Origin of the sequence: Ligilactobacillus pabuli (genome assembly GCF_022836475.1) — a bacterium.
GTDB classification, from domain to species: domain Bacteria; phylum Bacillota; class Bacilli; order Lactobacillales; family Lactobacillaceae; genus Ligilactobacillus; species Ligilactobacillus pabuli.
The window spans coordinates 159,523-179,885 of sequence record NZ_BQXH01000002.1 but is presented as its reverse complement, the minus strand read 5'-3'; the positions used below and the strand labels follow the sequence as shown (position 1 = coordinate 179,885).

Sequence of the window (20,363 nt, the reverse complement as noted above, 5' to 3'; positions counted from 1 at the left end):
CCAAACTGTACCAGTCTATTCAAGCAAAAGCTTAAGTTGTTGAACCGCCGTATACGGTCCCGTACGTACGGTGGTGTGGGAGGTCGATAGTGTGAACTATCTCCTACCCGATCATATATATGGTTGCAGCAGAGGGGAGCAACTATTCGATCACATTAGCACCGAGCGAGTTTTTAAAATGACCTAAGGCCCAGTCGTGACCAGCAGGATCAAAGCTGGCGACACTATCAGCGTACACATTAATGTGGTAATTTAGGTTATAGGCTGCAATCGCAGTATGCAAAACACAAATATCGGTACAAACACCGGTTAAGTATAGCTCTTTTATGTCACGACTGCGCAGGTAGTTGTCCAAGTTAGTATTTTGAAAACTTGAATAACGATTCTTATTGTACTTGTAGACATTGTTTTGTTCTTGATGGGCTGCGTACCAATCAGCTAATTTGCCGTACAAGTCTTGTCCTGGAGTGCCTCCGATGTTGTGTGGTGGAAAGATGGCTGTTTCGGGGTGGTAGGGATCGTCTTTGATGTGGTAATCGTTGGGTAAAATGATATAGTCACCGGCGGCATCGAAATCTGTGACATGTTGCAGTAAGGCATCTTCAATGGCACGACCTGGTTCACCACAGTTCAGGGCACCGTTTGTTGCGACAAAATCGTTGGTATAATCGATCACTAGTAGAGCTTTTTTTCTGGTCATGTGTAAAACCTCCATAATTTGTATTAAAACAGTTACCATTATTTTACCCGAAGGATCGATGCAAGAGAAGCAACAAGATTTGAAAAACATCTTACTATAGAAGAAAGGTGTTTTTTTCAAATGAGAGAGGTAAATTTTCATTCCTCAAAGAAGGCAGCAAAAGCCGGAACAGCACAGTTAGTTGGCTGAACCTTGTAGAAAAAGACGGAGCAATTAAGAAAAAAGCCATTTTTTTCAAAAAACTTTCAGAAAGTCCTTGCACCGCAGGGCAGTTTGTAATACTATGAGTAGGTACCTGTTTGAGCAGGTACTAGGTTTGGTATGCCGCCAAACCAATAATACGAGCTTTGATGCGGAAGGTTGCGACACACCCGGATGCTTTGCCACAGATGTGGCGGTAATTTCCGCGGAGCTAGTCTTATTTTTAAAATAGACGAAGGAGGGAACAACATGGCAAGACAAAAAATTCGTATTCGCCTTAAAGCATACGAACACCGTATTTTAGATCAGTCTGCGGACAAGATCGTTGAAACAGCAAAGAGAACAGGTGCTGAAATCTCAGGACCAATCCCATTGCCAACAGAACGTACATTGTACACAGTCCTTTCATCACCACATACGCATAAAGATGCTCGTGAACAATTTGAAATGCGGACTCACAAACGTTTGATTGACATCGTTAACCCAACACCAAAGACAGTTGATTCATTAATGAAACTCGACTTGCCTTCTGGCGTTGACATCGAAATCAAGCTTTAATTTTTATTTTACTTTAAATCAATTTAATTGGAGGTGTACTCATGACCACAAAAGGAATCTTAGGTAAAAAAGTAGGTATGACACAAGTCTTCACAGACAACGGTGAATTAGTTCCCGTTACAGTTGTGAAAGTTGATGCCAACGTCATCATGCAAGTTAAGACCGTTGAAAACGACGGTTACGAAGCAGTCCAATTGGGCTACGACGACGTGCGTGCGGTCAAGGCTAACAAACCTGCTAAAGGTCATGCAGCAAAAGCAAATACTGCTCCTAAGCGCTTCGTTCGTGAAATCCGCGATGTTGAGCTTGGAGATTACAAAGTCGGTGAAGAACTTCACGCAGACGTCTTCGCAGCCGGAGACAGCGTGGATGTAACCGGAACATCAAAGGGTAAAGGTTTCCAAGGTAACATTAAACGTTGGGGACAGGCTCGTGGTCCGATGGCACACGGTTCTCGTTATCATCGTCGTCCAGGTTCAATGGGTTCTATCATTAACCGCGTATTCCCTGGTAAAGTTCTTCCAGGACGCATGGGTGGCAATCAGGTAACGATTCAAAACCTACAAATCGTAAAAGCTGATACAGAAAATGGTGTACTTTTAATCAAGGGTAACGTACCTGGCGCTAACAAGTCATTCGTTACTGTTAAAAGTACAGTGAAATAAAATAAGGGAAGGGAGGAAATACAAACATGCCTACAGTTGCATTATTTAAACAAGATGGTAGCAAGAATGGTGAAGTTGAATTAAACGAAGCTATCTTTGGTATCGAACCTAATAACAATGTGATCCATGATGCAGTTTTGATGCAACGCGCATCTCTTCGTCAAGGAACACATGCTGTTAAGAATCGGAGTGCCGTTCGCGGTGGTGGTAAGAAGCCATGGCGTCAAAAGGGTACTGGCCGCGCTCGTGCTGGTTCCACTCGTTCACCTATTTGGGTTGGCGGTGGTACAATCTTTGGACCAACACCACGCTCATATGCCTACAAGCTTCCTAAGAAAGTTAGCCGTTTAGCACTTAAGTCAGTTCTTGCACAAAAAGTTCTTGATGATGCCTTTGTTGTTGTTGATTCATTCGAATTTGCACAACCAAAGACAAAGGACTTTGCCGCAAGCCTTAAGAGTTTAAATGTTAACTCTAAAGTATTAGTAGTTCTTGAAGATGGCGACGATAACACTGCTCGTTCAGCACGTAACCTTAAAAACGTTACAGTTCTTTCCGCAAAAGGTTTGAATGTATTGAACGTAATCAACAGTGACAAACTCGTGATCACTAAAGGAGCTCTTTCTCAAGTAGAGGAGGGTCTAGCATAATGGATGCACGCGATGTAATTTTACGCCCAGTTGTCACTGAAGCTTCAATGGCAGAAATGGACAACAAACGTTACACATTTGATGTTGCTACAACTGCAACTAAGTTCCAAATCAAAGATGCTGTTGAAGAAATCTTTGATGTTCAAGTTGCAAAAATCAACGTCATGAACTTAAAAGGTAAGAAGAAGCGCATGGGTCGTTACGAAGGCTACACAAAGAAGCGTCGTAAGGCTATCGTTACTTTGAAACCAGAATCAAAAGAAATTAAAATTTTTGAAGAAGAATAAACAGAAATAGGAGGGAAATAAAGTGGGGATCAAAGTATACAAACCGACTACTAACGGTCGCCGTAATATGACTAGTTCTGACTTTGCAGAAATCACAAGCACAACTCCTGAAAAGTCGTTGCTTTCTTCTCAAAGCAAAACTGCTGGTCGTAATGTCTACGGTCATAAAACTGTTCGTCACCGTGGCGGCGGTCACAAGCGTCAATATCGTTTGATCGATTTCAAGCGTATTAAAGATGACGTACCTGCAACCGTTAAAACGATCGAATACGATCCAAACCGTTCTGCAAACATTGCTTTGCTTGTTTATGCAGATGGTATCAAATCTTATATCCTTGCACCTAAGGGCTTGAAAGTAGGCCAAGTGGTTGAATCAGGTGTCGATGCAGATATTAAGGTAGGTAACGCATTACCATTGAAGAACATTCCAGTCGGAACTGTTATTCATAACATCGAATTAAAACCAGGCCGAGGTGGACAATTAGTTCGTTCTGCTGGTACTTCTGCTCAGTTATGGGGTAAAGAAGAAAAGTATGCAACTATTCGTTTAACTTCTGGTGAAGTTCGTAAAGTCTTAGAAACTTGCCGAGCAACAATTGGTGCTGTTGGTAATGAACAACACGAATTGATCAAACTTGGTAAAGCTGGTCGTAAGCGTTGGATGGGTGTCCGTCCTCAATCTCGTGGTTCTGTAATGAACCCTAACGACCATCCACATGGTGGTGGTGAAGGTAAAGCACCTATTGGTATGCCTAGTCCATTATCTCCATGGGGTAAGAAGACAGCTGGTAAGAAGACTCGTTCTAAGAAGGCACGTTCAAACAAATTTATTGTTCGTGGTCGTAAGAAGAAATAATCATCATCAAAAATGAAATGATGATTCTATCCGAAAGGAGGATAACTCTTGAGTCGTAGTTTGAAAAAGGGCCCATTCGCAGATGAACATCTGTTGAAAAAGGTTGCAGCACAAGCTGATAATGAAAAGAAATCCGTAATTAAAACTTGGTCACGTCGTTCAACGATCTATCCTAGCTTTGTTGGCTATACGATCGCCGTTCACGATGGTCGGAAGCATGTCCCAGTTTATGTGCAAGAAGACATGGTTGGTCATAAATTAGGTGAATTCGTACCTACACGTACTTTCCATGGTCATGGCACAGATGACAAGAAGACAGGCGCAAGATAATCTAAGGGAGGAAACGAAATGGCTGAACAAGTAACATCAGCAAAAGCAACTGCTCGCGTAGTTCGCATCCCTGCACGTAAGGCACGTCTTGTGATCGATCTTATTCGTGGGAAAAATGTTGCTGAAGCACTTGGTATCTTGAAGTTCACTCCAAGATCTGGTGCTTATCTGATTGAAAAAGTTTTAAAATCCGCAATTGCCAACGCAGAAAATAATTTTGACTTGGATGCTCAAGATTTGTATGTAAGCGAAGCTTTTGTTAACGAAGGACCAACCTTAAAACGGTTCCGTCCTCGTGCTAAAGGTTCTGCTTCTCCAATCAACAAGCGTACCAGTCACATTACTGTTGTGGTATCTGAAAAATAAGGAGGGATAAAGCGTGGGTCATAAAATAAATCCTACTGGGATGCGTGTCGGTATCATTCGTGATTGGGAATCCAAGTGGTATGCAGAAAAAGACTTTGCTTCATACCTACACGAAGATATTCGCATTCGTGAATACATTCAAAATAAATTAGCCGACGCATCTGTCTCAACCGTTGAAATCGAACGTGCTGCAAAGCGCGTGAACATTTCGATCCATACAGCAAAACCTGGTATGGTTATCGGAAAAGGCGGTTCTGAAGTTGAAAAATTACGTAAGGAATTAAACAACTTAACTGGCAGACGTGTTCATATTAACATTATTGAAATTAAGAAACCTGATTTGGATGCTAAATTAGTTGGCGAAAATGTTGCACAACAGCTTGAAGCTCGTGTTGCATTCCGTCGTGCTATGAAACAGGCTATCCAACGCACAATGCGTTCAGGTGCCAAGGGTATCAAGATTCAAGTTGCTGGTCGTTTGAACGGTGCAGATATGTCACGTGTGGAACACTTCTCAGAAGGAACAGTTCCATTGCATACATTACGTGCCGACATCGACTATGCTTGGGTTGAAGCTAATACTCAATATGGTAAGCTCGGTGTTAAGGTATGGATCTTCCGTGGTGAAATCTTACCTGAAAAGAAAAACTCAAGTAAAGGAGGGAAATAGTCTATGTTAGTACCAAAGCGTGTAAAGCATCGTCGCGAATTCCGTGGCAAGATGCGCGGGGAAGCCAAGGGTGGTAAAACAGTTGCTTTCGGCGAATACGGTTTGCAAGCACTTGATTCACATTGGATCTCAAACCGTCAAATCGAAGCAGCTCGTACCGCTATGACCCGTTACATGAAGCGTGGTGGGAAAGTTTGGATCAAGATTTTCCCTCATAAATCATATACTTCAAAAGGTATCGGTACTCGTATGGGTAACGGGAAAGGTGCACCAGAAGGTTGGGTAGCACCAGTTAAACGTGGCAAGATCATGTTTGAAGTTGGTGGAGTTTCTAAAGAAGTTGCCGTAGAAGCACTACGTTTGGCTTCACACAAACTCCCTGTTAGAACTAAAATCGTTTCTCGTGAGGAAGTAGGTGGCGAATCTGATGAAAACTAAAGAATTCAAAGATGAACTCAACAAATTGACCACTGACGAATTACTTGCTAAAGAAAAGCAATATAAAGAAGAATTGTTCAATTTGCGTTTCCAATCTGCGACAGGTCAGCTGGAAAACACAGCACGTCTGTCAGTAGTCCGGAAAGCAATTGCGCGCATCAAGACTTTGCTGCGTCAAAGCGAAGCTGCGAAATAAAGAATACGAAGAGGAGGCTAATCGCACATGAGTGAAGGTCGTAACTACCGTAAAGTTTACCAGGGCCGTGTTGTGTCCGACAAGATGGACAAGACGATCACTGTCGTTGTTGAAACTTATAAATTCCATCCAGTATATGGCAAACGTGTTAAGTATTCTAAGAAATACAAGGCTCATGATGAACATAATGAAGCAAAAACGGGCGACATCGTCAAAATCATGGAAACCCGGCCGTTGTCAGCTACAAAACGTTTCCGTTTATCAGAAATAGTTGAAAAAGCAGTTGTTCTTTAATCAGTTGATTAAAAACAATTAACGCACTGATTCGTATTCTGATCTAATAACGAAAGGAGGTCACATAACTGTGATCCAACAAGAAAGTCGTTTACGTGTTGCTGATAACTCCGGTGCACGCGAGCTCTTAGTTATTAAAATTTTAGGTGGCTCTCGTGTTAAGACGGCAAGTATCGGTAATATCGTTGTTGCTACTGTAAAACAAGCAACACCAGGTGGCGTTGTCAAAAAAGGCGACGTTGTAAAAGCTGTGGTCGTTCGTACTAAGTATGGTGTAAACCGTGCTGATGGTTCATACATCAAATTTGATGATAATGCAGCCGTTATTATCGGCGATGACAAATCACCAAAAGGCACCCGTATCTTTGGACCGGTTGCCCGTGAACTGCGTGAAGGGAACTACATGAAGATTGTTTCCCTTGCACCTGAAGTTCTGTAAAACAACCGTCTATCCGACAAGGAGGTGCACAAGTAATAATGTTCATTAAAAGAAATGACAAAGTTAAAGTAATTGCCAGTAAAGATAAGGGTAAAGAAGGAGAAATCCTGAAAGCTTTCCCTGCTGATAACCGTGTAATTGTGAAAGGTGTTAACATCATTAAGAAACATCAGAAGCCATCTAACGAAAACCCTAATGGTGGGATCGTTGAAGTAGAAGCTCCTATCAATGTTTCTAATGTAATGTTGATCGATCCTTCTAACAATGAAGCAACTCGTGTTGGCTTCAAGGTAGAGGATGGTAAAAAAGTCCGTGTTTCGAAAAAAACTGGTGAAATTATCTAATAACTAGCAAGGAAAGGAGGAACACTTTTTCATGGTTAACCGTTTAAAAGAAAAATATACAAACGAAATCGTTCCATCAATGATTGAAAAATTCAATTATTCATCAATTATGCAAGCACCAAAAGTTGAAAAGATTGTGATCAACATGGGTGTGGGTGATGCAGTCAGCAACGCCAAGAATCTTGACGAAGCTGTTGAAGAATTAACTTTGATTGCTGGTCAAAAGCCAGTTATCACTAAGGCTAAGAAGTCAATCGCTGGTTTCCGCTTACGTGAAGGGATGCCAATCGGTGCGAAAGTTACATTGCGTGGTACACGGATGTATGACTTCCTAGACAAGTTGGTTTCTGTTTCATTGCCACGTGTGCGTGATTTCCATGGTGTTAGCAAGCGTGCCTTTGATGGCCGTGGTAACTACACTTTAGGTATTCGTGAACAATTAATTTTCCCTGAAATTGATTTCGATAACGTCAACAAGGTCCGCGGAATGGATATCGTCATTGTCACAACTGCTGATACTGATGAAGAATCTAAAGAACTTTTGACACAACTTGGAATGCCATTCGCTAAATAAGGAGGTTACAAACTTGGCAAAAAAGTCACAAATCGTCAGAAACCATCGTCCCGCTAAGTTTTCATCACGTGAATATACACGTTGTGAACGCTGTGGACGTCCACATTCTGTCTATCGTAAGTTTAAATTATGCCGTGTTTGCCTACGCGAACTTGCCCATGAAGGTCAGATTCCTGGCATGAAAAAGGCTAGTTGGTAAACCATTAATATAGAGTAAAAGGAGGCAAACAACATGGCAATGACAGACCCAATTGCAGACTTTTTGACTCGGATTCGGAACGCCAACATGGCAAAGCACGAATCAGTTGAAATTCCTGCTTCAAAAATCAAAAACAACATGGCTGAAATTCTTAAGAACGAAGGCTTTGTTCGTGATGTTGAATACATCGATGATGACAAACAAGGTATCATCCGCGTATTCTTGAAATATGATAAAAATAACGAACGTGTAATCTCCGGTTTACGTCGGATCTCAAAGCCCGGCTTACGTTCTTATGTTAAAGCTGATGCAGTTCCTAAGGTCTTAAACGGCTTAGGTATCGCAATGATCTCAACATCTGAAGGTGTTGTGACTGATAAAACAGCTCGTGCAAAGAACATCGGTGGCGAAGTTCTCGCTTACGTTTGGTAATATAAAATAGAAGCAAGGAGGTGTACATCTCGTGAGTCGTATTGGTTATAAAACTGTTACAGTTCCAGCAGGCGTTGAAATCAAACAAGATGGTAACATGGTTACTGTTAAAGGTCCTAAAGGTGAATTAACTCGTGAATTCTCCGACCAGATTTCTATGAAGATCGAAGGAGACGTTGTTTCTTTTGACCGTTCTGCTGATGACTACAAAACAAAATCTTTGCATGGTACAACCCGTGCAAACTTCAACAACATGGTAATTGGTGTTACAGAAGGCTACAAGAAACAACTTGAACTTCGTGGTGTTGGTTACCGTGCACAGATGAAAGGCAAGACACTGGTCTTAAACGTTGGTTACTCCAACCCAGTTGAAATTGCCGAAGAAGAAGGTATCTCTGTTGAAGTACCTTCAAACACAGAAATTACTGTTTCTGGGATCGACAAAGAAGTTGTCGGTGACGCCGCAGCTCGTATCCGTGCTGTCCGTGGCCCAGAACCTTACAAGGGTAAAGGTATTCGTTATGTCGGCGAATTTGTTGCTCGTAAGGAAGGTAAGACTGGTAAGTAAACTAGCAGCATAAGAGCTGTTAAATAAAATCAAGAGGTGAAAATAGTGATTTCGAAACCAGACAAAAATAAGACACGTCAAAAACGTCATATTCGTGTCCGTAATAAGATCTCTGGTACTGCTGAGTGCCCACGCTTAAATGTATATCGTTCTAATAAAAACATCTACGCTCAAGTAATTGATGACGTAGCGGGTGTGACGCTGGCTAGTGCCTCTACTTTAGATAGTGAAATTGCTGCTGGTAACAAGACAGAACAAGCTTCTGCCGTTGGTGCCTTAGTTGCAAAACGTGCTAACGAAAAGAACATTAAAGAAGTTGTGTTCGATCGTGGCGGTTATTTGTACCATGGTCGCGTGATGGCATTGGCTGATGCTGCTCGTGAAAATGGCTTAGACTTTTAAGAAAAGGAGGAATTAACGTTTATGGCTTTTATTGACCCAGCTCAATTAGATTTAGAAGATCGTGTCGTAGCGATCAACCGGATTACTAAAGTTGTAAAAGGTGGACGTCGTTTGCGTTTTGCCGCTTTAGTAATTGTCGGCGACCATAATGGTCACGTAGGTTTCGGTACTGGTAAAGCTCAGGAAGTTCCTGAAGCTATCCGCAAGGCCGTTGATGCTGCTCGTAAGAACTTAATCGAAGTTCCAATTGCTGGAACAACTCTTCCTCATGAAGTTGTTGGCCAACACAGTGGTAGCAAGGTTTTGCTTAAACCAGCTGAAGCAGGTTCTGGTGTTGCAGCCGGTGGTTCGGTTCGTGCCGTGATGGAACTTGCAGGTATTGCTGATGTGACAAGTAAGTCACTTGGCTCAAATACTCCTGTTAACGTCGTACGTGCTACAATGAATGGTTTTGCAAACATGCGTAGTGCCGAAGAAACAGCCGCACGTCGTGGCGTTTCTGTTGCACACTTAGCAGAATAATAAGGAGGACACGAATAATGAAGAATATTAAAGTTACTTTGATTCGTTCAGTTATCGGTCGTCCCCAAAATCAACGCGAAATTGTAAAAGGCCTTGGCCTTGGCCGTATCAATAGTTCAGCTGTTGTTCCTAACAACGCTGCTATGCGCGGTGCAATTCGTAAGATTAACCATTTAGTGGACGTCGAAGAAGCTGAATAATAATTATTTAGTAGAACAAGGAGGTGCCAACCCTAATGAAATTACATGAATTACAAGCTAGTGAAGGTGCACGTCACGTCCGCAATCGTGTCGGCCGTGGTACTTCATCTGGTAATGGTAAGACTGCTGGCCGTGGCCAAAAAGGTCAAAAGGCTCGTAGTAAAGTACGTTTGGGCTTCGAAGGTGGACAAATGCCTTTGTTCCGTCGGATGCCAAAACGTGGTTTCAACAACATTAACCGCAAAGAATATGCGATCGTTAACGTTGAAACACTTAACAAATTTGAAGATGGTGTAGAAGTAACTCCAGTTATGCTCGTAGAAGCTGGTGTCGTTAAGAACGAAAAAGACGGCATTAAGATCTTGGGCAACGGTGAACTTAGCAAGAAATTAACTGTTAAGGCTCACAAGTTCTCTGCATCTGCAAAAGCTGCTATTGAAGCAGCAGGCGGTTCAACTGAGGTGATTTAATAAATGCTGAAGACACTGAGAGATGCGCTTGCTGTTAAGGATATTCGTAACAAAATCTTCTTTACACTAGGTATCTTGATTGTATTTCGTCTTGGCACTTATATTACCGTCCCTGGGATCAACGCTAAAGCTCTGACTAACGTTGCGTCTTCAGGGTTAATTAGTATCTTGAATACTTTTTCAGGTGGTGGATTGACTAACTATTCCATTCTTGCAATGGGTGTTTCGCCATATATTACTGCCCAAATCGTGGTACAGCTCCTGCAAATGGATATTGTTCCACGTTTTGTTGAGTGGAGTAAGCAAGGGGAAGTTGGTCGGCGTAAACTTAATCAAGTAACTAGATACTTGGCAATTGTGTTGGCGTTTATACAGTCAATTGGGCTCACTGCCGGATTTAACACATTGAGTAGTTTGAATCTTGTGGAACATCCGAGTGTGCAAACCTATGTAAGTATTGGAATCATTTTAACTGGTGGTACGATGTTTACGACTTGGCTGGGGGATATGATTACAGATCGCGGTCTGGGTAATGGGATTTCCATGATCATCATGGCTGGTATCATTGCCCGCATGCCCGTTGGTGTGCAACAAATCATCCAAGAACAATTTACTGGGGTACAAATGGCTGACTATTGGCAACCAATCTTGTATGTCGTTTTGTTGTTGATTGTTTTGTTAGTGATCGTAACGTTTGTGACTTATGTCCAACAAGCCAACTATAAGATACCGATTCAATATACCCGACGTTTAGCTGGGGCAGGCAATAATTCTTACCTGCCGCTTAAGGTGAATGTCGCTGGGGTGATCCCGGTCATCTTTGCTAGTTCGTTTATCGCAACACCACAGACAATTTTAATGGCTTTTGCACAAAACCATCAACAAGATACTTGGTATCAAGTGACGACTAATATCTTTAATATGCAGACCACTGCAGGGATGATTTTGTACACGGCATTGATCGTTGTCTTCACGTTTTTCTATGCTTTTGTTCAGGTCAACCCAGAAAAGCTTTCTGAAAACTTGCAGAAACAAGGGAGTTATATCCCATCTGTTTGGCCAGGAAAGGAAACTGAACGTTATGTCTCCTCATTGTTGATGAGACTGAGCTCGGTCGGTGCTCTTTTCTTAGGATTAGTTTCATTAATTCCACTAATTGGTTCAGCCTACTTTGGTTTAGATGAATCAATTGGTTTAGGTGGTACTAGTCTGTTGATCGTTGTCGGTGTCGCTCTTGAAACGATCAGACAACTTGAAGGTATGATGATGAAGCGTGAGTACGTCGGTTTTATCAGAGAATAAGAAAATTGGGTGGGTTCAGTTAGTGGACTGCCCATTTTTTTCGTGACAGGACTTTATTCGAAAAGATGGATATAGTCCGTTACTCAAATAACCAAAGTTTTAAAGACTGGTAAGTTATCCGATGGGTAACCTACAATTTTAGGAGGGTTTTTGATGGCATTGAACTTAATGTTAATGGGTCTGCCTGGTGCCGGTAAAGGTACTCAAGCAGAACGAATCGTTGATGAATACCAAGTTGTTCATATTTCAACTGGAGACATTTTCCGTGCAGCAATGAAAAATGAAACTCCAATGGGTCTTGCAGCCAAGGCTTATATTGATAAAGGTGAATTAGTTCCTGATGAAGTTACTAATGGCATCGTCAAAGAACGCTTAGCACAAGAAGACGTTAAAGATGGTTACTTATTAGATGGTTATCCACGTAACATGGCTCAAGCACATGCATTGGAAGAAATTGGTAAGGAACTAGGACGTCCTTTAACTGGCGTGATCAACATTGATGTTGACCCAGCTTCATTGATGGAACGTTTAACTGGTCGTTTTATTTGCCGGAATTGTGGTGCAACTTACCATAAAGTTTTCAACCCAACTAAGGTTGAAGGGACTTGTGATCGTTGTGGCGGACATGAATTCTACCAACGTGATGATGACAAACCTGAAACAGTTAAGAATCGTTTAGATGTCAATATCAAGATGAATACACCATTACTTGATTTCTATGAACAACAGGGCTTATTGCACAATGTTCAGGGTAACCAAGAAATTACTAAGGTCTATTCTGATATTCAAACGATTTTGAATGCTTTAAAGTAGTAATTATTGTTGAGAGAAGTGAAGTTCCAGCCGTGAAAAAGAAAGCTGCAGTTTTTGAAAATTAATTTGCAAAAACTATGAAAATTACCTTGCAAGCAGGCGATGCTTGTGCTATGATAATTTAGGTTTATCTTTTCAATAGGTTTAGTTCGCCCAATTTTTGGATGAACGAAGCCCGACGGAAAAAAGGTGGGACTCCAACAAAGCTTCTCACATTTTTAAGTGTAAAGTTTTAAAACCAATTTAAGGAGGTACTTTTGCGTGGCGAAAGATGATGTGATTGAAATTGAGGGTACGATCAAGGAAACCTTGCCGAATGCGATGTTCAAAGTTGAACTCGAGAATGGGCATGAAATATTAGCTCATGTATCAGGTAAGATCCGGATGCATTATATTCGTATTTTGCCGGGTGATAAGGTGACGGTTGAAATGTCTCCATACGACTTAACTAAGGGTCGCATCACCTATCGTTACAGATAGATTGTACTTCAATCTTATGCAGGAGGTATAATTATGAAAGTAAGACCATCAGTTAAGCCAATGTGCGAACACTGCAAAGTTATCAAACGCAAAGGTCGCGTTATGGTAATTTGCTCAAATCCAAAGCACAAACAAAGACAAGGATAATAATAAATTAGGAGGTGTAATTGTAATGGCTCGTATAGCAGGTGTCGATTTACCCCGCGATAAGCGAATTGTAATCGGCTTAACTTATATTTACGGAATCGGTAACACTACTGCCCAAAAGATTTTGGCAGAAGCAGGCGTTTCTGAAGACGTTCGTGTACGTGATTTAGCTTCTGATCAAGAAGACAAGATCCGTGCCGTTGTTGATAACTATAAAGTTGAAGGTGACCTTCGTCGTGAAGTTTCCTTGAACATCAAGCGTTTGTCAGAAATTGGCTCATACCGTGGCATGCGTCATCGTCGTAATTTGCCCGTTCGTGGACAACACACGAAGAACAATGCGCGTACTCGCAAAGGCCCAGCAGTTTCAATTGCCGGCAAGAAAAAATAATTAATTAAAGAAGGAGGTCAGCTATTTAATGGCAGCTAATAAAACTCGTAAACGTCGTGTGAAAAAGAATATCGAAACCGGCGTTGCTCATATTCATTCTACTTTTAACAATACACTTGTTATGATTACAGATGTTCATGGTAACGCTGTTGCTTGGTCCTCAGCTGGCTCATTGGGCTTCAAAGGCTCACGTAAGTCAACACCATTCGCAGCTCAGATGGCATCTGAAGCAGCTGCAAAGGGTGCAATGGATTTTGGCATGAAGTCAGTCGGTGTTACTGTTAAAGGACCAGGTTCTGGTCGTGAAGCAGCTATCCGTGCTCTTCAAACAACAGGTCTTGAAGTTACATCTATCAAGGATGTTACTCCAGTTCCTCATAATGGATGCCGTCCTCCAAAGCGCCGTCGTGTTTAATTTGGACTAGCACTCATTTTGAAGTTTTACTTCATGATGTTGTTTCCAGATTGCACGTTACGTTTTGAAAGGGGTAAAGGTAAGAATGATCGAATTTGAAAAACCAAAAATTCAAAAAGTTGAAGAAAGCGAAAACTACGGTAAATTCGTTGTTGAACCACTAGAACGTGGCTACGGGACAACCCTTGGCAACTCTTTGCGTCGGATTCTCCTTTCTTCATTGCCAGGTGCTGCTATCACCGATGTTCAACTTGATGGCGTCTTACATGAATTCTCATCAATTGATGGTGTTTTAGAAGACGTAACTACAATCATCTTGAATCTAAAAAAAGTTGCATTGAAGTTAAATTCCGAAGACGTTCAGACATTGGAAATTGATGTTACTGGTCCCATGGAAGTGACTGCAGGCGACATTCAAGGAAGCAGTGAAGTTGAAGTCCTTAATCCTGATCTATACATCTGTACGGTTGCAGACGGCGCTTCATTCCATGCACGGATGACTGCTAACAAGGGTCGTGGCTATGTTTCAGCTAATGAAAACAAAGCTAAAACTGAAGATATGCCGATCGGTGTATTGGCAATCGACTCGATTTATACCCCAATCGAACGTGTCAACTACCAAGTAGAAAAAACACGTGTTGGTCAAAAAAATGATTTTGACAAGTTGACGCTTGATGTCTGGACTAATGGTTCAATTACGCCGAGTGAGGCAATCAGTTTGTCAGCTAAAATTCTGACCGAACATTTGACTTTATTCGTTGATTTGACTGATGAAGCTAAGAACGCTGAAATCATGGTCGAAAAAGAAGAAACGCATAAAGAAAAAATGCTCGAAATGACGATTGAGGAACTCGACTTGTCTGTTCGTTCTTACAACTGCTTGAAACGTGCCGGTATTAATACCGTGCAGGAATTGACTAACAAGTCAGAAGCAGACATGATGAAGGTTCGTAACTTGGGCCGGAAGTCATTGGAAGAAGTTAAGGCAAAATTGGCCGATTTGGAATTGTCATTGCGTCATGATGACTAGTAATATCAACTAACTAACAAGGGAGGAAATCTGTTCATGGCATACCGTAAATTAGGACGTGACAGTGCTCATCGTAAAGCAATGTTACGTAACTTGACAACTGACGTGATCGTTAATGGTAAAATTGTCACAACTGAACCACGTGCAAAAGAAACACGTAAGTTCGTTGAAAAGATGATCACATTAGGTAAGAAGGGTGACTTGGCTTCTCGTCGTCGCGCTGCTGCATTCATGATGGATGTTGTTGCTGACGTTAAAGATGAAGGCGAAAAAGTTACTATTCAAACTGCTTTACAAAAATTATTCGATGAGGTAGCTCCACGTTATGCAGAGCGTAACGGTGGTTACACTCGCATCCTGAAAATGGATCAACGTCGCGGCGATGCAGCCCACATGGTTGTTCTTGAATTAGTTGATTAATTTTTGATGCATCAAAAATTAAATTAACAAAGTGTCACTTTTATGGCGATAGATAGGCGTTATGATGTTGGGTTAAACCGAGTCTAGTCTTAAGTAGCAATTTTAAAGTTGTGAAAATTTCGTCATAAAAAGTGATTTTTTATTTGCAAAAACTTTTGAATTTTACAGCGGTTCACGATTAAGTTCGTGGGCCGCTTTTGGTTTTCATTCCAAATTTTAGTGTGAAATGTTTTAACTGGTAATTTTGCGTGACCAGTGGTAATCTAAGCGCGAGCCTACATAAAAGTGGTGGTTCAGGTTAGTCGGATCTGTGCAACAGATTTGTTGAGCTTTCAAGCGGGTTAAGGTATTACAAGTGAGTTTTAGTTTAACAGGAATTTTGCGTGTCAGAATCTGACTGAAAAGATGGTTAAAAGGGCTATTTGCTAGGAGTGTCATCGTTTTCAGTGAATTCCTATTTTTTCACTGCTAGCATTATGGTATGATTGACTTTATAGACTAAAAATTGAAAGGGCAGGCACAATGAGTGGAATAATTGACATTAAAGATCTATGCTTTCGTTATTCTCAGGAAAATGAAGAGTTAGACCTTTCCCATATTGATCTACATGTCAATGAAGGCGAATGGTTAGCAGTCATTGGTCATAACGGTAGTGGTAAAAGTACCCTCGCCAAAGCAATTGACGGGCTAATTGCCCCTGAAGCTGGCGAAATTTATATTGATGGGGAAAAATTAACAGATCAAAGTTTATGGAACATTAGAAAAAAAATCGGCATGGTTTTTCAGAATCCTGACAATCAGTTTGTTGGGGCAGACGTGGAAGGCGATGTGGCCTTTGGGTTAGAGAACCAGGGCATTGAACGTGAAGAAATGCATGCACGAGTCAAAGAGGCGCTAGAGGTCGTCGGGATGCAGGATTTTGCCCAGCACGAACCGGTCCGACTGTCAGGCGGTCAAAAGCAGCGTGTCGCAATTGCCGGCGTCCTGGCTTTACGACCTAAAATTGTGATTTTTGATGAATCAACCAGCATGCTTGATCCAGAAGGACGGATGCAGATCATTTCCCTGATTCGTCAACTCAACAAAAAAGAAGGCTTTACCGTCTTATCGATCACGCATGATATCGATGAGGCTTCGTTAGCTGACCGGGTGATCGTGGTCGATGACGGTAAAATTATCGATGATAGTTTACCGCAGGACCTATTTCAAAAAGGCAATCAGTTAATTGAGATTGGCTTGGATGTCCCTTATCCGCAACGGTTAAAGGGTGAGTTAGCGCAACGCGGTATCGATTTACCGCAAGAATACATGGATGAAGGGAGCTTGGTGAACTGGTTATGTCGATCCATATTGAAAAATTAAATTATGTTTATCAAAGCGGTACTCCATTCTCTCACCGTGCGTTGACCGATGTTTCGCTGGATATTGCGGATAATACCTACACGGCGATCATTGGACATACTGGGAGCGGCAAGTCGACACTCTTACAACATTTAAACGGCTTGTTAAAACCGACTTCTGGGAGTTTAACCGTTGAAAACAACAAAATCACCGCTGAAACCAAAAACAAGGAATTAAATGACTTACGGCGCCATGTCGGCTTTGTCTTTCAATTTCCGGAAGCACAGCTATTTGAAGAAACAGTTTTGAAGGATATTGCTTTTGCCCCGAAAAACTTTGGTAAAAGTGATGAGGAAGCTGAACAAATTGCCGTTAAAATGGCCAAGCTGGTTGGTTTGCCTGATAGTGTCCTGCAAAAGTCACCCTTTGAGTTATCGGGTGGTCAAATGCGTCGGGTCGCCATTGCGGGGGTCTTGGCGATGGAACCCCAGATCCTGGTCTTGGATGAACCAACTGCGGGACTTGATCCTAAAGGTCGCCTAGAAATGATGGAAATGTTTGACCGTTTGCACAAGGAACAACATTTGACTATTATTTTGGTAACTCATCAGATGAATGATGTGGCTAATTATGCCGACCATGTGATCGTGATGGAAAAGGGACGAGTGATCGCGGACAGTCAACCAGCCGAGATCTTTAGTGATCCAGAGTGGCTGAAAGCTCATCATTTAGGTTTACCGCAGACGACAGCCTTCGCTGCTAAATTGCAGCAACAAGGTGTTCCATTTAAGACGCTGCCTTTGACTGAAGCACAATTAGCTGCTCAGTTGGCAGACATGATGAATGAGCAAGGAGGTGGCCTTCGTGGATAAAATGTTGTTAGGCCGCTATATCAATGGTGATTCATTGATTCATCGGATGGATCCGCGCGCCAAGCTCTTCTTGAGTTTTTACTTTATTGTGATCGTCTTTTTGTGTAACAACTGGCAGACCTATGTTTTGATGGCGGCTTTAGTGCTGTTGTTTATCAAACTATCAGACATTTCCCTTGGCTTTTTCATTAAGGGTGTTCGCCCACTGATTTGGCTGATCTTATTTACAGTGTTACTGCAGATCTTCTTTTCTAGTGGCGGAAATGTGTACTGGCAATGGGGACCATTCACAGTGACTGACCGTGGGTTACTGAATGCAGTCTTTGTCTTTTGCCGGTTTGTCTTGATCATCTTTATGTCGACCTTATTGACTTTGACGACCACGCCGATCGAAATTTCCGATGGCTTGGAGTCCTTGTTAAAACCGTTAACTAAGATCAAGGTCCCAGTCTACGAGATTGCCTTAATGCTGTCGATTGCCTTACGGTTTGTACCGACTTTGATGGATGAAACTACTAAGATCATGAATGCGCAACGTGCACGTGGTGTTAACTTTGGTGAGGGTAGTTTGATTAAGCAGATCAAGTCAGTCATTCCGTTATTGATCCCATTGTTTGTCAGCTCCTTTAATCGAGCTGAAGACTTGGCGACTGCGATGGAAGCCCGGGGGTATCATGGTGGAGAAGGACGCACTAAGTACCGTAAACAGGAATGGAAACAAAATGATACAATTGGTGTGATTTTGTTTATTGTTTTAACCGCAGCCTTGATTTTCTTAAGAAGTTAAGGACGGTCATTTTGGATGACAGGAACGCACCGTTGAAATTTTGAGCGGTGCGTTTTTGTCACTAGTTAAAATAAGCAGATTTTTAAGTAAAGGAATTAATGATGACAAAGCGTTATAAAATTACGATGGCCTATGACGGGACAAAGTTTGCCGGCTTTCAGAGTCAGCCAAATCAACGGACAGTCCAGTCAGTCTTAGAAGCAGCCATCAATAAAATGAGTAAGCTGCCCGACAAAATCAATCTTTATGGCTCCGGTCGGACGGATGCGGGGGTGCATGCGTATGGGCAAGTGGCCCACTTTGATTTTCCCCATGAAATGCCGGCACAAGCGATGTTGCGTGGCCTCAATAGTATGTTGCCCTTAGATATTGAAATCGTGGACTGCGAAATTGTGCCAGAGACGTTTCATGCGCGCTATGAGGCACATGCTAAGCGGTATTTATACCGAGTATCCCGTTCATGGTTTATTGACCCGTTTAAGCGGCTCTATACGGGCCATTACAAGTATCCCTTAGACGTTGAGCTGATCAAGACTGCTTTACCGGATGTCGTTGGCACGCACGATTACAGCAGCTTTGTGGCCTCAGGAAGTCAAACGAAGTCGCATGTTCGGACTATTTATGAAGCAACAGTCCGTGAAGATTTAGCTAACGATGAGTTGATTTTTGAATTTTGCGGCAATGGCTTTTTGTATAACCAAGTTCGGATCATGGTGGCGACCTTATTAGAAATTGGGAACCAGCGTCGGCCGGTGCATGATTTCTTACGGTTGTACGAAGTAAAAGACCGCAACCAGGCCAGAGAAACGGCACCAGCAAGTGGATTGTATCTTAAAGAAGTTTACTACGGGGACGAAATTCAAGCACAAATCGCTAAAAGTGAGGTCCCAGGGGAAAAATTTAACTAGAAATTGGTGAAAAAATCATCTTTTTCGTGGTTTTTATTTGACTACTCGGCGAAAAAATAGTACTATAGTACATGGTATTGTTTGCCCCACAGTAGGCCCCGTTAACTTATTGTTTGTCAAACAAGCATCACAAATGGAGGAAATAAACGTGCGTACAACATATATAGCAAAACCAGGCGAAGTAGAACGTAAATGGTATGTCGTTGATGCTACAGATATCCCTTTGGGCCGTCTTTCTAGCGCAGTTGCATCTATCTTACGTGGTAAAAATAAACCAACTTATACACCAAACGTTGATACAGGTGACTTTGTCATCATCATCAACGCTGAAAAAGTTGGTTTGACAGGTAAAAAAGCTGATCGGAAGATTTACTACCATCACACACTTCATCCAGGTGGTTTGAAAGAACGGACTGCCGGTGATTACCGTGAAAAAGACCCAGAAAAATTACTTGCACTTTCTATTGGAGGCATGCTTCCAAAGGGTACATTGGGTCGTCAGCAACTTAAGAAGTTACATGTTTATCGCGGTGCAGATCACAAGCATGCAGCACAAAATCCAGAAGTTTTGGATATCAATACTTTAATCTAGGAGGAATTCGAAATTGGCTCAAGTACAATATAGTGGCACAGGCCGTCGTAAGAACTCCGTTGCTCGTGTTCGTTTAGTACCCGGTACTGGTAAGATCACGATGAACGGCAAATCAGTTGAAGAATATATCCCATTTGCTAACTTGATCGAAGTTATCAAGCAACCATTTGGTGTGACAGAAACACAAGATCAATACGATGTTTTGGTTAACCTTAATGGTGGTGGCTATGCAGGCCAAGCCGGCGCAACTCGTCATGGAATTGCCCGCGCATTGCTGCAAGTTGACCCAGAATTTCGTGGTGTATTAAAGCGTGCTGGACTCTTGACTCGTGACCCTCGTATGAAGGAACGTCGCAAGCCAGGTTTGAAGAAGGCTCGTAAGGCTCCACAATTCTCAAAACGTTAATTCGATTATCGTTTATCAAGAAACACTTTCCCGTCGTGGAAGGTGTTTTTTTTTGCGCAAAAAACTCTACTTAGCTCCCCATTTGAATACCGTAAGTT

General features: G+C 42.0%; 36 protein-coding genes. 35 read left to right on the top strand and 1 reads right to left on the bottom strand.

Going from position 1 to position 20,363, the window contains the following annotated elements; translation table 11 throughout:
- Window positions 1-142: 142 nt before the first annotated feature.
- Window positions 143-700 (bottom strand): cysteine hydrolase family protein, encoded by a 558-nt coding sequence (locus LPAF129_RS01905; RefSeq protein WP_244054465.1) that lies wholly within the window; start codon window positions 698-700, stop codon window positions 143-145.
- 450 nt (window positions 701-1,150) lie between these two features.
- Between LPAF129_RS01905 and rpsJ the strand changes: the two genes are divergently transcribed.
- The 35 genes from rpsJ (at window position 1,151) to rpsI (ending at window position 20,265) form a co-directional block, all read left to right on the top strand.
- The gene (rpsJ, locus tag LPAF129_RS01900) at window positions 1,151-1,459 is read left to right on the top strand and encodes a 30S ribosomal protein S10 (RefSeq protein WP_244054464.1); all 309 of its coding nucleotides are present in this window, start codon (window positions 1,151-1,153) and stop codon (window positions 1,457-1,459) included.
- Window positions 1,460-1,500: 41 nt separating this feature from the next.
- Window positions 1,501-2,124 carry a 50S ribosomal protein L3 gene (rplC, locus tag LPAF129_RS01895; protein ID WP_244054463.1) on the top strand — a complete coding sequence of 208 codons (624 nt, stop codon included), beginning with the start codon at window positions 1,501-1,503 and terminating at the stop codon, window positions 2,122-2,124.
- A gap of 26 nt (window positions 2,125-2,150) precedes the next feature.
- Window positions 2,151-2,774, top strand: a complete 624-nt coding sequence (gene rplD / locus LPAF129_RS01890; protein ID WP_244054462.1) for a 50S ribosomal protein L4 — start codon at window positions 2,151-2,153, stop codon at window positions 2,772-2,774.
- Complete coding sequence (rplW, locus tag LPAF129_RS01885) at window positions 2,774-3,061, top strand: 50S ribosomal protein L23 (protein WP_244054461.1); 288 nt, start codon at window positions 2,774-2,776, stop codon at window positions 3,059-3,061. The genes rplD and rplW overlap by 1 nt, the downstream gene beginning before the upstream one ends.
- Window positions 3,062-3,083: 22 nt before the next feature.
- Window positions 3,084-3,917: a 50S ribosomal protein L2 gene (gene rplB / locus LPAF129_RS01880; protein ID WP_244054459.1), complete on the top strand. Its 834-nt coding sequence runs from the start codon at window positions 3,084-3,086 to the stop codon at window positions 3,915-3,917.
- A gap of 48 nt (window positions 3,918-3,965) precedes the next feature.
- Window positions 3,966-4,247: a 30S ribosomal protein S19 gene (gene rpsS / locus LPAF129_RS01875; protein WP_244054457.1), complete on the top strand. Its 282-nt coding sequence runs from the start codon at window positions 3,966-3,968 to the stop codon at window positions 4,245-4,247.
- An 18-nt stretch (window positions 4,248-4,265) separates the two neighbouring features.
- Window positions 4,266-4,613: a 50S ribosomal protein L22 gene (gene rplV, locus LPAF129_RS01870; protein WP_244054455.1), complete on the top strand. Its 348-nt coding sequence runs from the start codon at window positions 4,266-4,268 to the stop codon at window positions 4,611-4,613.
- 13 nt (window positions 4,614-4,626) lie between these two features.
- The gene (gene rpsC, locus LPAF129_RS01865; protein ID WP_244054453.1) at window positions 4,627-5,283 is read left to right on the top strand and encodes a 30S ribosomal protein S3; all 657 of its coding nucleotides are present in this window, start codon (window positions 4,627-4,629) and stop codon (window positions 5,281-5,283) included.
- Between the two features lie 3 nt (window positions 5,284-5,286).
- Window positions 5,287-5,721 (top strand): 50S ribosomal protein L16, encoded by a 435-nt coding sequence (rplP, locus tag LPAF129_RS01860; RefSeq protein ID WP_244054451.1) that lies wholly within the window; start codon window positions 5,287-5,289, stop codon window positions 5,719-5,721.
- Window positions 5,711-5,917, top strand: a complete 207-nt coding sequence (gene rpmC, locus LPAF129_RS01855) for a 50S ribosomal protein L29 (RefSeq protein ID WP_244054449.1) — start codon at window positions 5,711-5,713, stop codon at window positions 5,915-5,917. The genes rplP and rpmC overlap by 11 nt, the downstream gene beginning before the upstream one ends.
- Before the next feature lie 27 nt (window positions 5,918-5,944).
- Window positions 5,945-6,211, top strand: a complete 267-nt coding sequence (gene rpsQ / locus LPAF129_RS01850) for a 30S ribosomal protein S17 (RefSeq protein WP_244054447.1) — start codon at window positions 5,945-5,947, stop codon at window positions 6,209-6,211.
- Window positions 6,212-6,281: 70 nt separating this feature from the next.
- Complete coding sequence (rplN, locus tag LPAF129_RS01845) at window positions 6,282-6,650, top strand: 50S ribosomal protein L14 (protein ID WP_244054446.1); 369 nt, start codon at window positions 6,282-6,284, stop codon at window positions 6,648-6,650.
- A gap of 38 nt (window positions 6,651-6,688) precedes the next feature.
- Complete coding sequence (gene rplX / locus LPAF129_RS01840; protein ID WP_244054444.1) at window positions 6,689-6,994, top strand: 50S ribosomal protein L24; 306 nt, start codon at window positions 6,689-6,691, stop codon at window positions 6,992-6,994.
- Between the two features lie 31 nt (window positions 6,995-7,025).
- Complete coding sequence (rplE, locus tag LPAF129_RS01835; RefSeq protein ID WP_244054442.1) at window positions 7,026-7,568, top strand: 50S ribosomal protein L5; 543 nt, start codon at window positions 7,026-7,028, stop codon at window positions 7,566-7,568.
- A 13-nt stretch (window positions 7,569-7,581) separates the two neighbouring features.
- Entirely contained in the window at window positions 7,582-7,767 is a 186-nt protein-coding gene (locus LPAF129_RS01830) for a type Z 30S ribosomal protein S14 (RefSeq protein ID WP_244054440.1), read from the top strand.
- Window positions 7,768-7,800: 33 nt separating this feature from the next.
- The gene (rpsH, locus tag LPAF129_RS01825; RefSeq protein WP_244054438.1) at window positions 7,801-8,199 is read left to right on the top strand and encodes a 30S ribosomal protein S8; all 399 of its coding nucleotides are present in this window, start codon (window positions 7,801-7,803) and stop codon (window positions 8,197-8,199) included.
- Between the two features lie 31 nt (window positions 8,200-8,230).
- Window positions 8,231-8,767 (top strand): 50S ribosomal protein L6, encoded by a 537-nt coding sequence (gene rplF, locus LPAF129_RS01820; RefSeq protein ID WP_244054436.1) that lies wholly within the window; start codon window positions 8,231-8,233, stop codon window positions 8,765-8,767.
- A gap of 45 nt (window positions 8,768-8,812) precedes the next feature.
- The gene (gene rplR / locus LPAF129_RS01815) at window positions 8,813-9,169 is read left to right on the top strand and encodes a 50S ribosomal protein L18 (RefSeq protein ID WP_244054434.1); all 357 of its coding nucleotides are present in this window, start codon (window positions 8,813-8,815) and stop codon (window positions 9,167-9,169) included.
- Window positions 9,170-9,190: 21 nt separating this feature from the next.
- Window positions 9,191-9,691 (top strand): 30S ribosomal protein S5, encoded by a 501-nt coding sequence (rpsE, locus tag LPAF129_RS01810; RefSeq protein WP_244054432.1) that lies wholly within the window; start codon window positions 9,191-9,193, stop codon window positions 9,689-9,691.
- A 17-nt stretch (window positions 9,692-9,708) separates the two neighbouring features.
- Window positions 9,709-9,891, top strand: a complete 183-nt coding sequence (rpmD, locus tag LPAF129_RS01805; RefSeq protein ID WP_244054430.1) for a 50S ribosomal protein L30 — start codon at window positions 9,709-9,711, stop codon at window positions 9,889-9,891.
- 35 nt (window positions 9,892-9,926) lie between these two features.
- A complete protein-coding gene (rplO, locus tag LPAF129_RS01800; protein WP_244054428.1) occupies window positions 9,927-10,361 on the top strand; it encodes a 50S ribosomal protein L15 in 435 nt (144 codons plus the stop codon).
- 3 nt (window positions 10,362-10,364) lie between these two features.
- Window positions 10,365-11,663 (top strand): preprotein translocase subunit SecY, encoded by a 1,299-nt coding sequence (gene secY, locus LPAF129_RS01795; RefSeq protein ID WP_244054426.1) that lies wholly within the window; start codon window positions 10,365-10,367, stop codon window positions 11,661-11,663.
- Window positions 11,664-11,816: 153 nt separating this feature from the next.
- On the top strand, window positions 11,817-12,476 hold the full coding sequence (locus LPAF129_RS01790) for an adenylate kinase (protein WP_244054424.1): 660 nt from the start codon (window positions 11,817-11,819) through the stop codon (window positions 12,474-12,476).
- A gap of 261 nt (window positions 12,477-12,737) precedes the next feature.
- Complete coding sequence (gene infA, locus LPAF129_RS01785) at window positions 12,738-12,956, top strand: translation initiation factor IF-1 (RefSeq protein WP_244054422.1); 219 nt, start codon at window positions 12,738-12,740, stop codon at window positions 12,954-12,956.
- A 33-nt stretch (window positions 12,957-12,989) separates the two neighbouring features.
- Window positions 12,990-13,103 carry a 50S ribosomal protein L36 gene (gene rpmJ / locus LPAF129_RS01780; RefSeq protein WP_003689393.1) on the top strand — a complete coding sequence of 38 codons (114 nt, stop codon included), beginning with the start codon at window positions 12,990-12,992 and terminating at the stop codon, window positions 13,101-13,103.
- Window positions 13,104-13,128: 25 nt separating this feature from the next.
- Window positions 13,129-13,494 carry a 30S ribosomal protein S13 gene (rpsM, locus tag LPAF129_RS01775; RefSeq protein ID WP_244054420.1) on the top strand — a complete coding sequence of 122 codons (366 nt, stop codon included), beginning with the start codon at window positions 13,129-13,131 and terminating at the stop codon, window positions 13,492-13,494.
- A 28-nt stretch (window positions 13,495-13,522) separates the two neighbouring features.
- Complete coding sequence (gene rpsK / locus LPAF129_RS01770; protein WP_244054417.1) at window positions 13,523-13,909, top strand: 30S ribosomal protein S11; 387 nt, start codon at window positions 13,523-13,525, stop codon at window positions 13,907-13,909.
- 85 nt (window positions 13,910-13,994) lie between these two features.
- Window positions 13,995-14,939, top strand: a complete 945-nt coding sequence (locus tag LPAF129_RS01765; protein ID WP_244054415.1) for a DNA-directed RNA polymerase subunit alpha — start codon at window positions 13,995-13,997, stop codon at window positions 14,937-14,939.
- A gap of 36 nt (window positions 14,940-14,975) precedes the next feature.
- Window positions 14,976-15,359 (top strand): 50S ribosomal protein L17, encoded by a 384-nt coding sequence (rplQ, locus tag LPAF129_RS01760; protein WP_244054413.1) that lies wholly within the window; start codon window positions 14,976-14,978, stop codon window positions 15,357-15,359.
- 522 nt (window positions 15,360-15,881) lie between these two features.
- A complete protein-coding gene (locus tag LPAF129_RS01755) occupies window positions 15,882-16,721 on the top strand; it encodes an energy-coupling factor ABC transporter ATP-binding protein (protein WP_244054411.1) in 840 nt (279 codons plus the stop codon).
- A complete protein-coding gene (locus LPAF129_RS01750; RefSeq protein ID WP_244054409.1) occupies window positions 16,697-17,572 on the top strand; it encodes an energy-coupling factor ABC transporter ATP-binding protein in 876 nt (291 codons plus the stop codon). The genes LPAF129_RS01755 and LPAF129_RS01750 overlap by 25 nt, the downstream gene beginning before the upstream one ends.
- Window positions 17,565-18,359 (top strand): energy-coupling factor transporter transmembrane component T family protein, encoded by a 795-nt coding sequence (locus LPAF129_RS01745; RefSeq protein ID WP_244054407.1) that lies wholly within the window; start codon window positions 17,565-17,567, stop codon window positions 18,357-18,359. The genes LPAF129_RS01750 and LPAF129_RS01745 overlap by 8 nt, the downstream gene beginning before the upstream one ends.
- 101 nt (window positions 18,360-18,460) lie before the next feature.
- A complete protein-coding gene (truA, locus tag LPAF129_RS01740; RefSeq protein ID WP_244054473.1) occupies window positions 18,461-19,267 on the top strand; it encodes a tRNA pseudouridine(38-40) synthase TruA in 807 nt (268 codons plus the stop codon).
- Between the two features lie 148 nt (window positions 19,268-19,415).
- On the top strand, window positions 19,416-19,859 hold the full coding sequence (rplM, locus tag LPAF129_RS01735; RefSeq protein ID WP_244054405.1) for a 50S ribosomal protein L13: 444 nt from the start codon (window positions 19,416-19,418) through the stop codon (window positions 19,857-19,859).
- A 13-nt stretch (window positions 19,860-19,872) separates the two neighbouring features.
- Complete coding sequence (gene rpsI / locus LPAF129_RS01730; RefSeq protein WP_244054403.1) at window positions 19,873-20,265, top strand: 30S ribosomal protein S9; 393 nt, start codon at window positions 19,873-19,875, stop codon at window positions 20,263-20,265.
- Window positions 20,266-20,363: the final 98 nt, after the last annotated feature.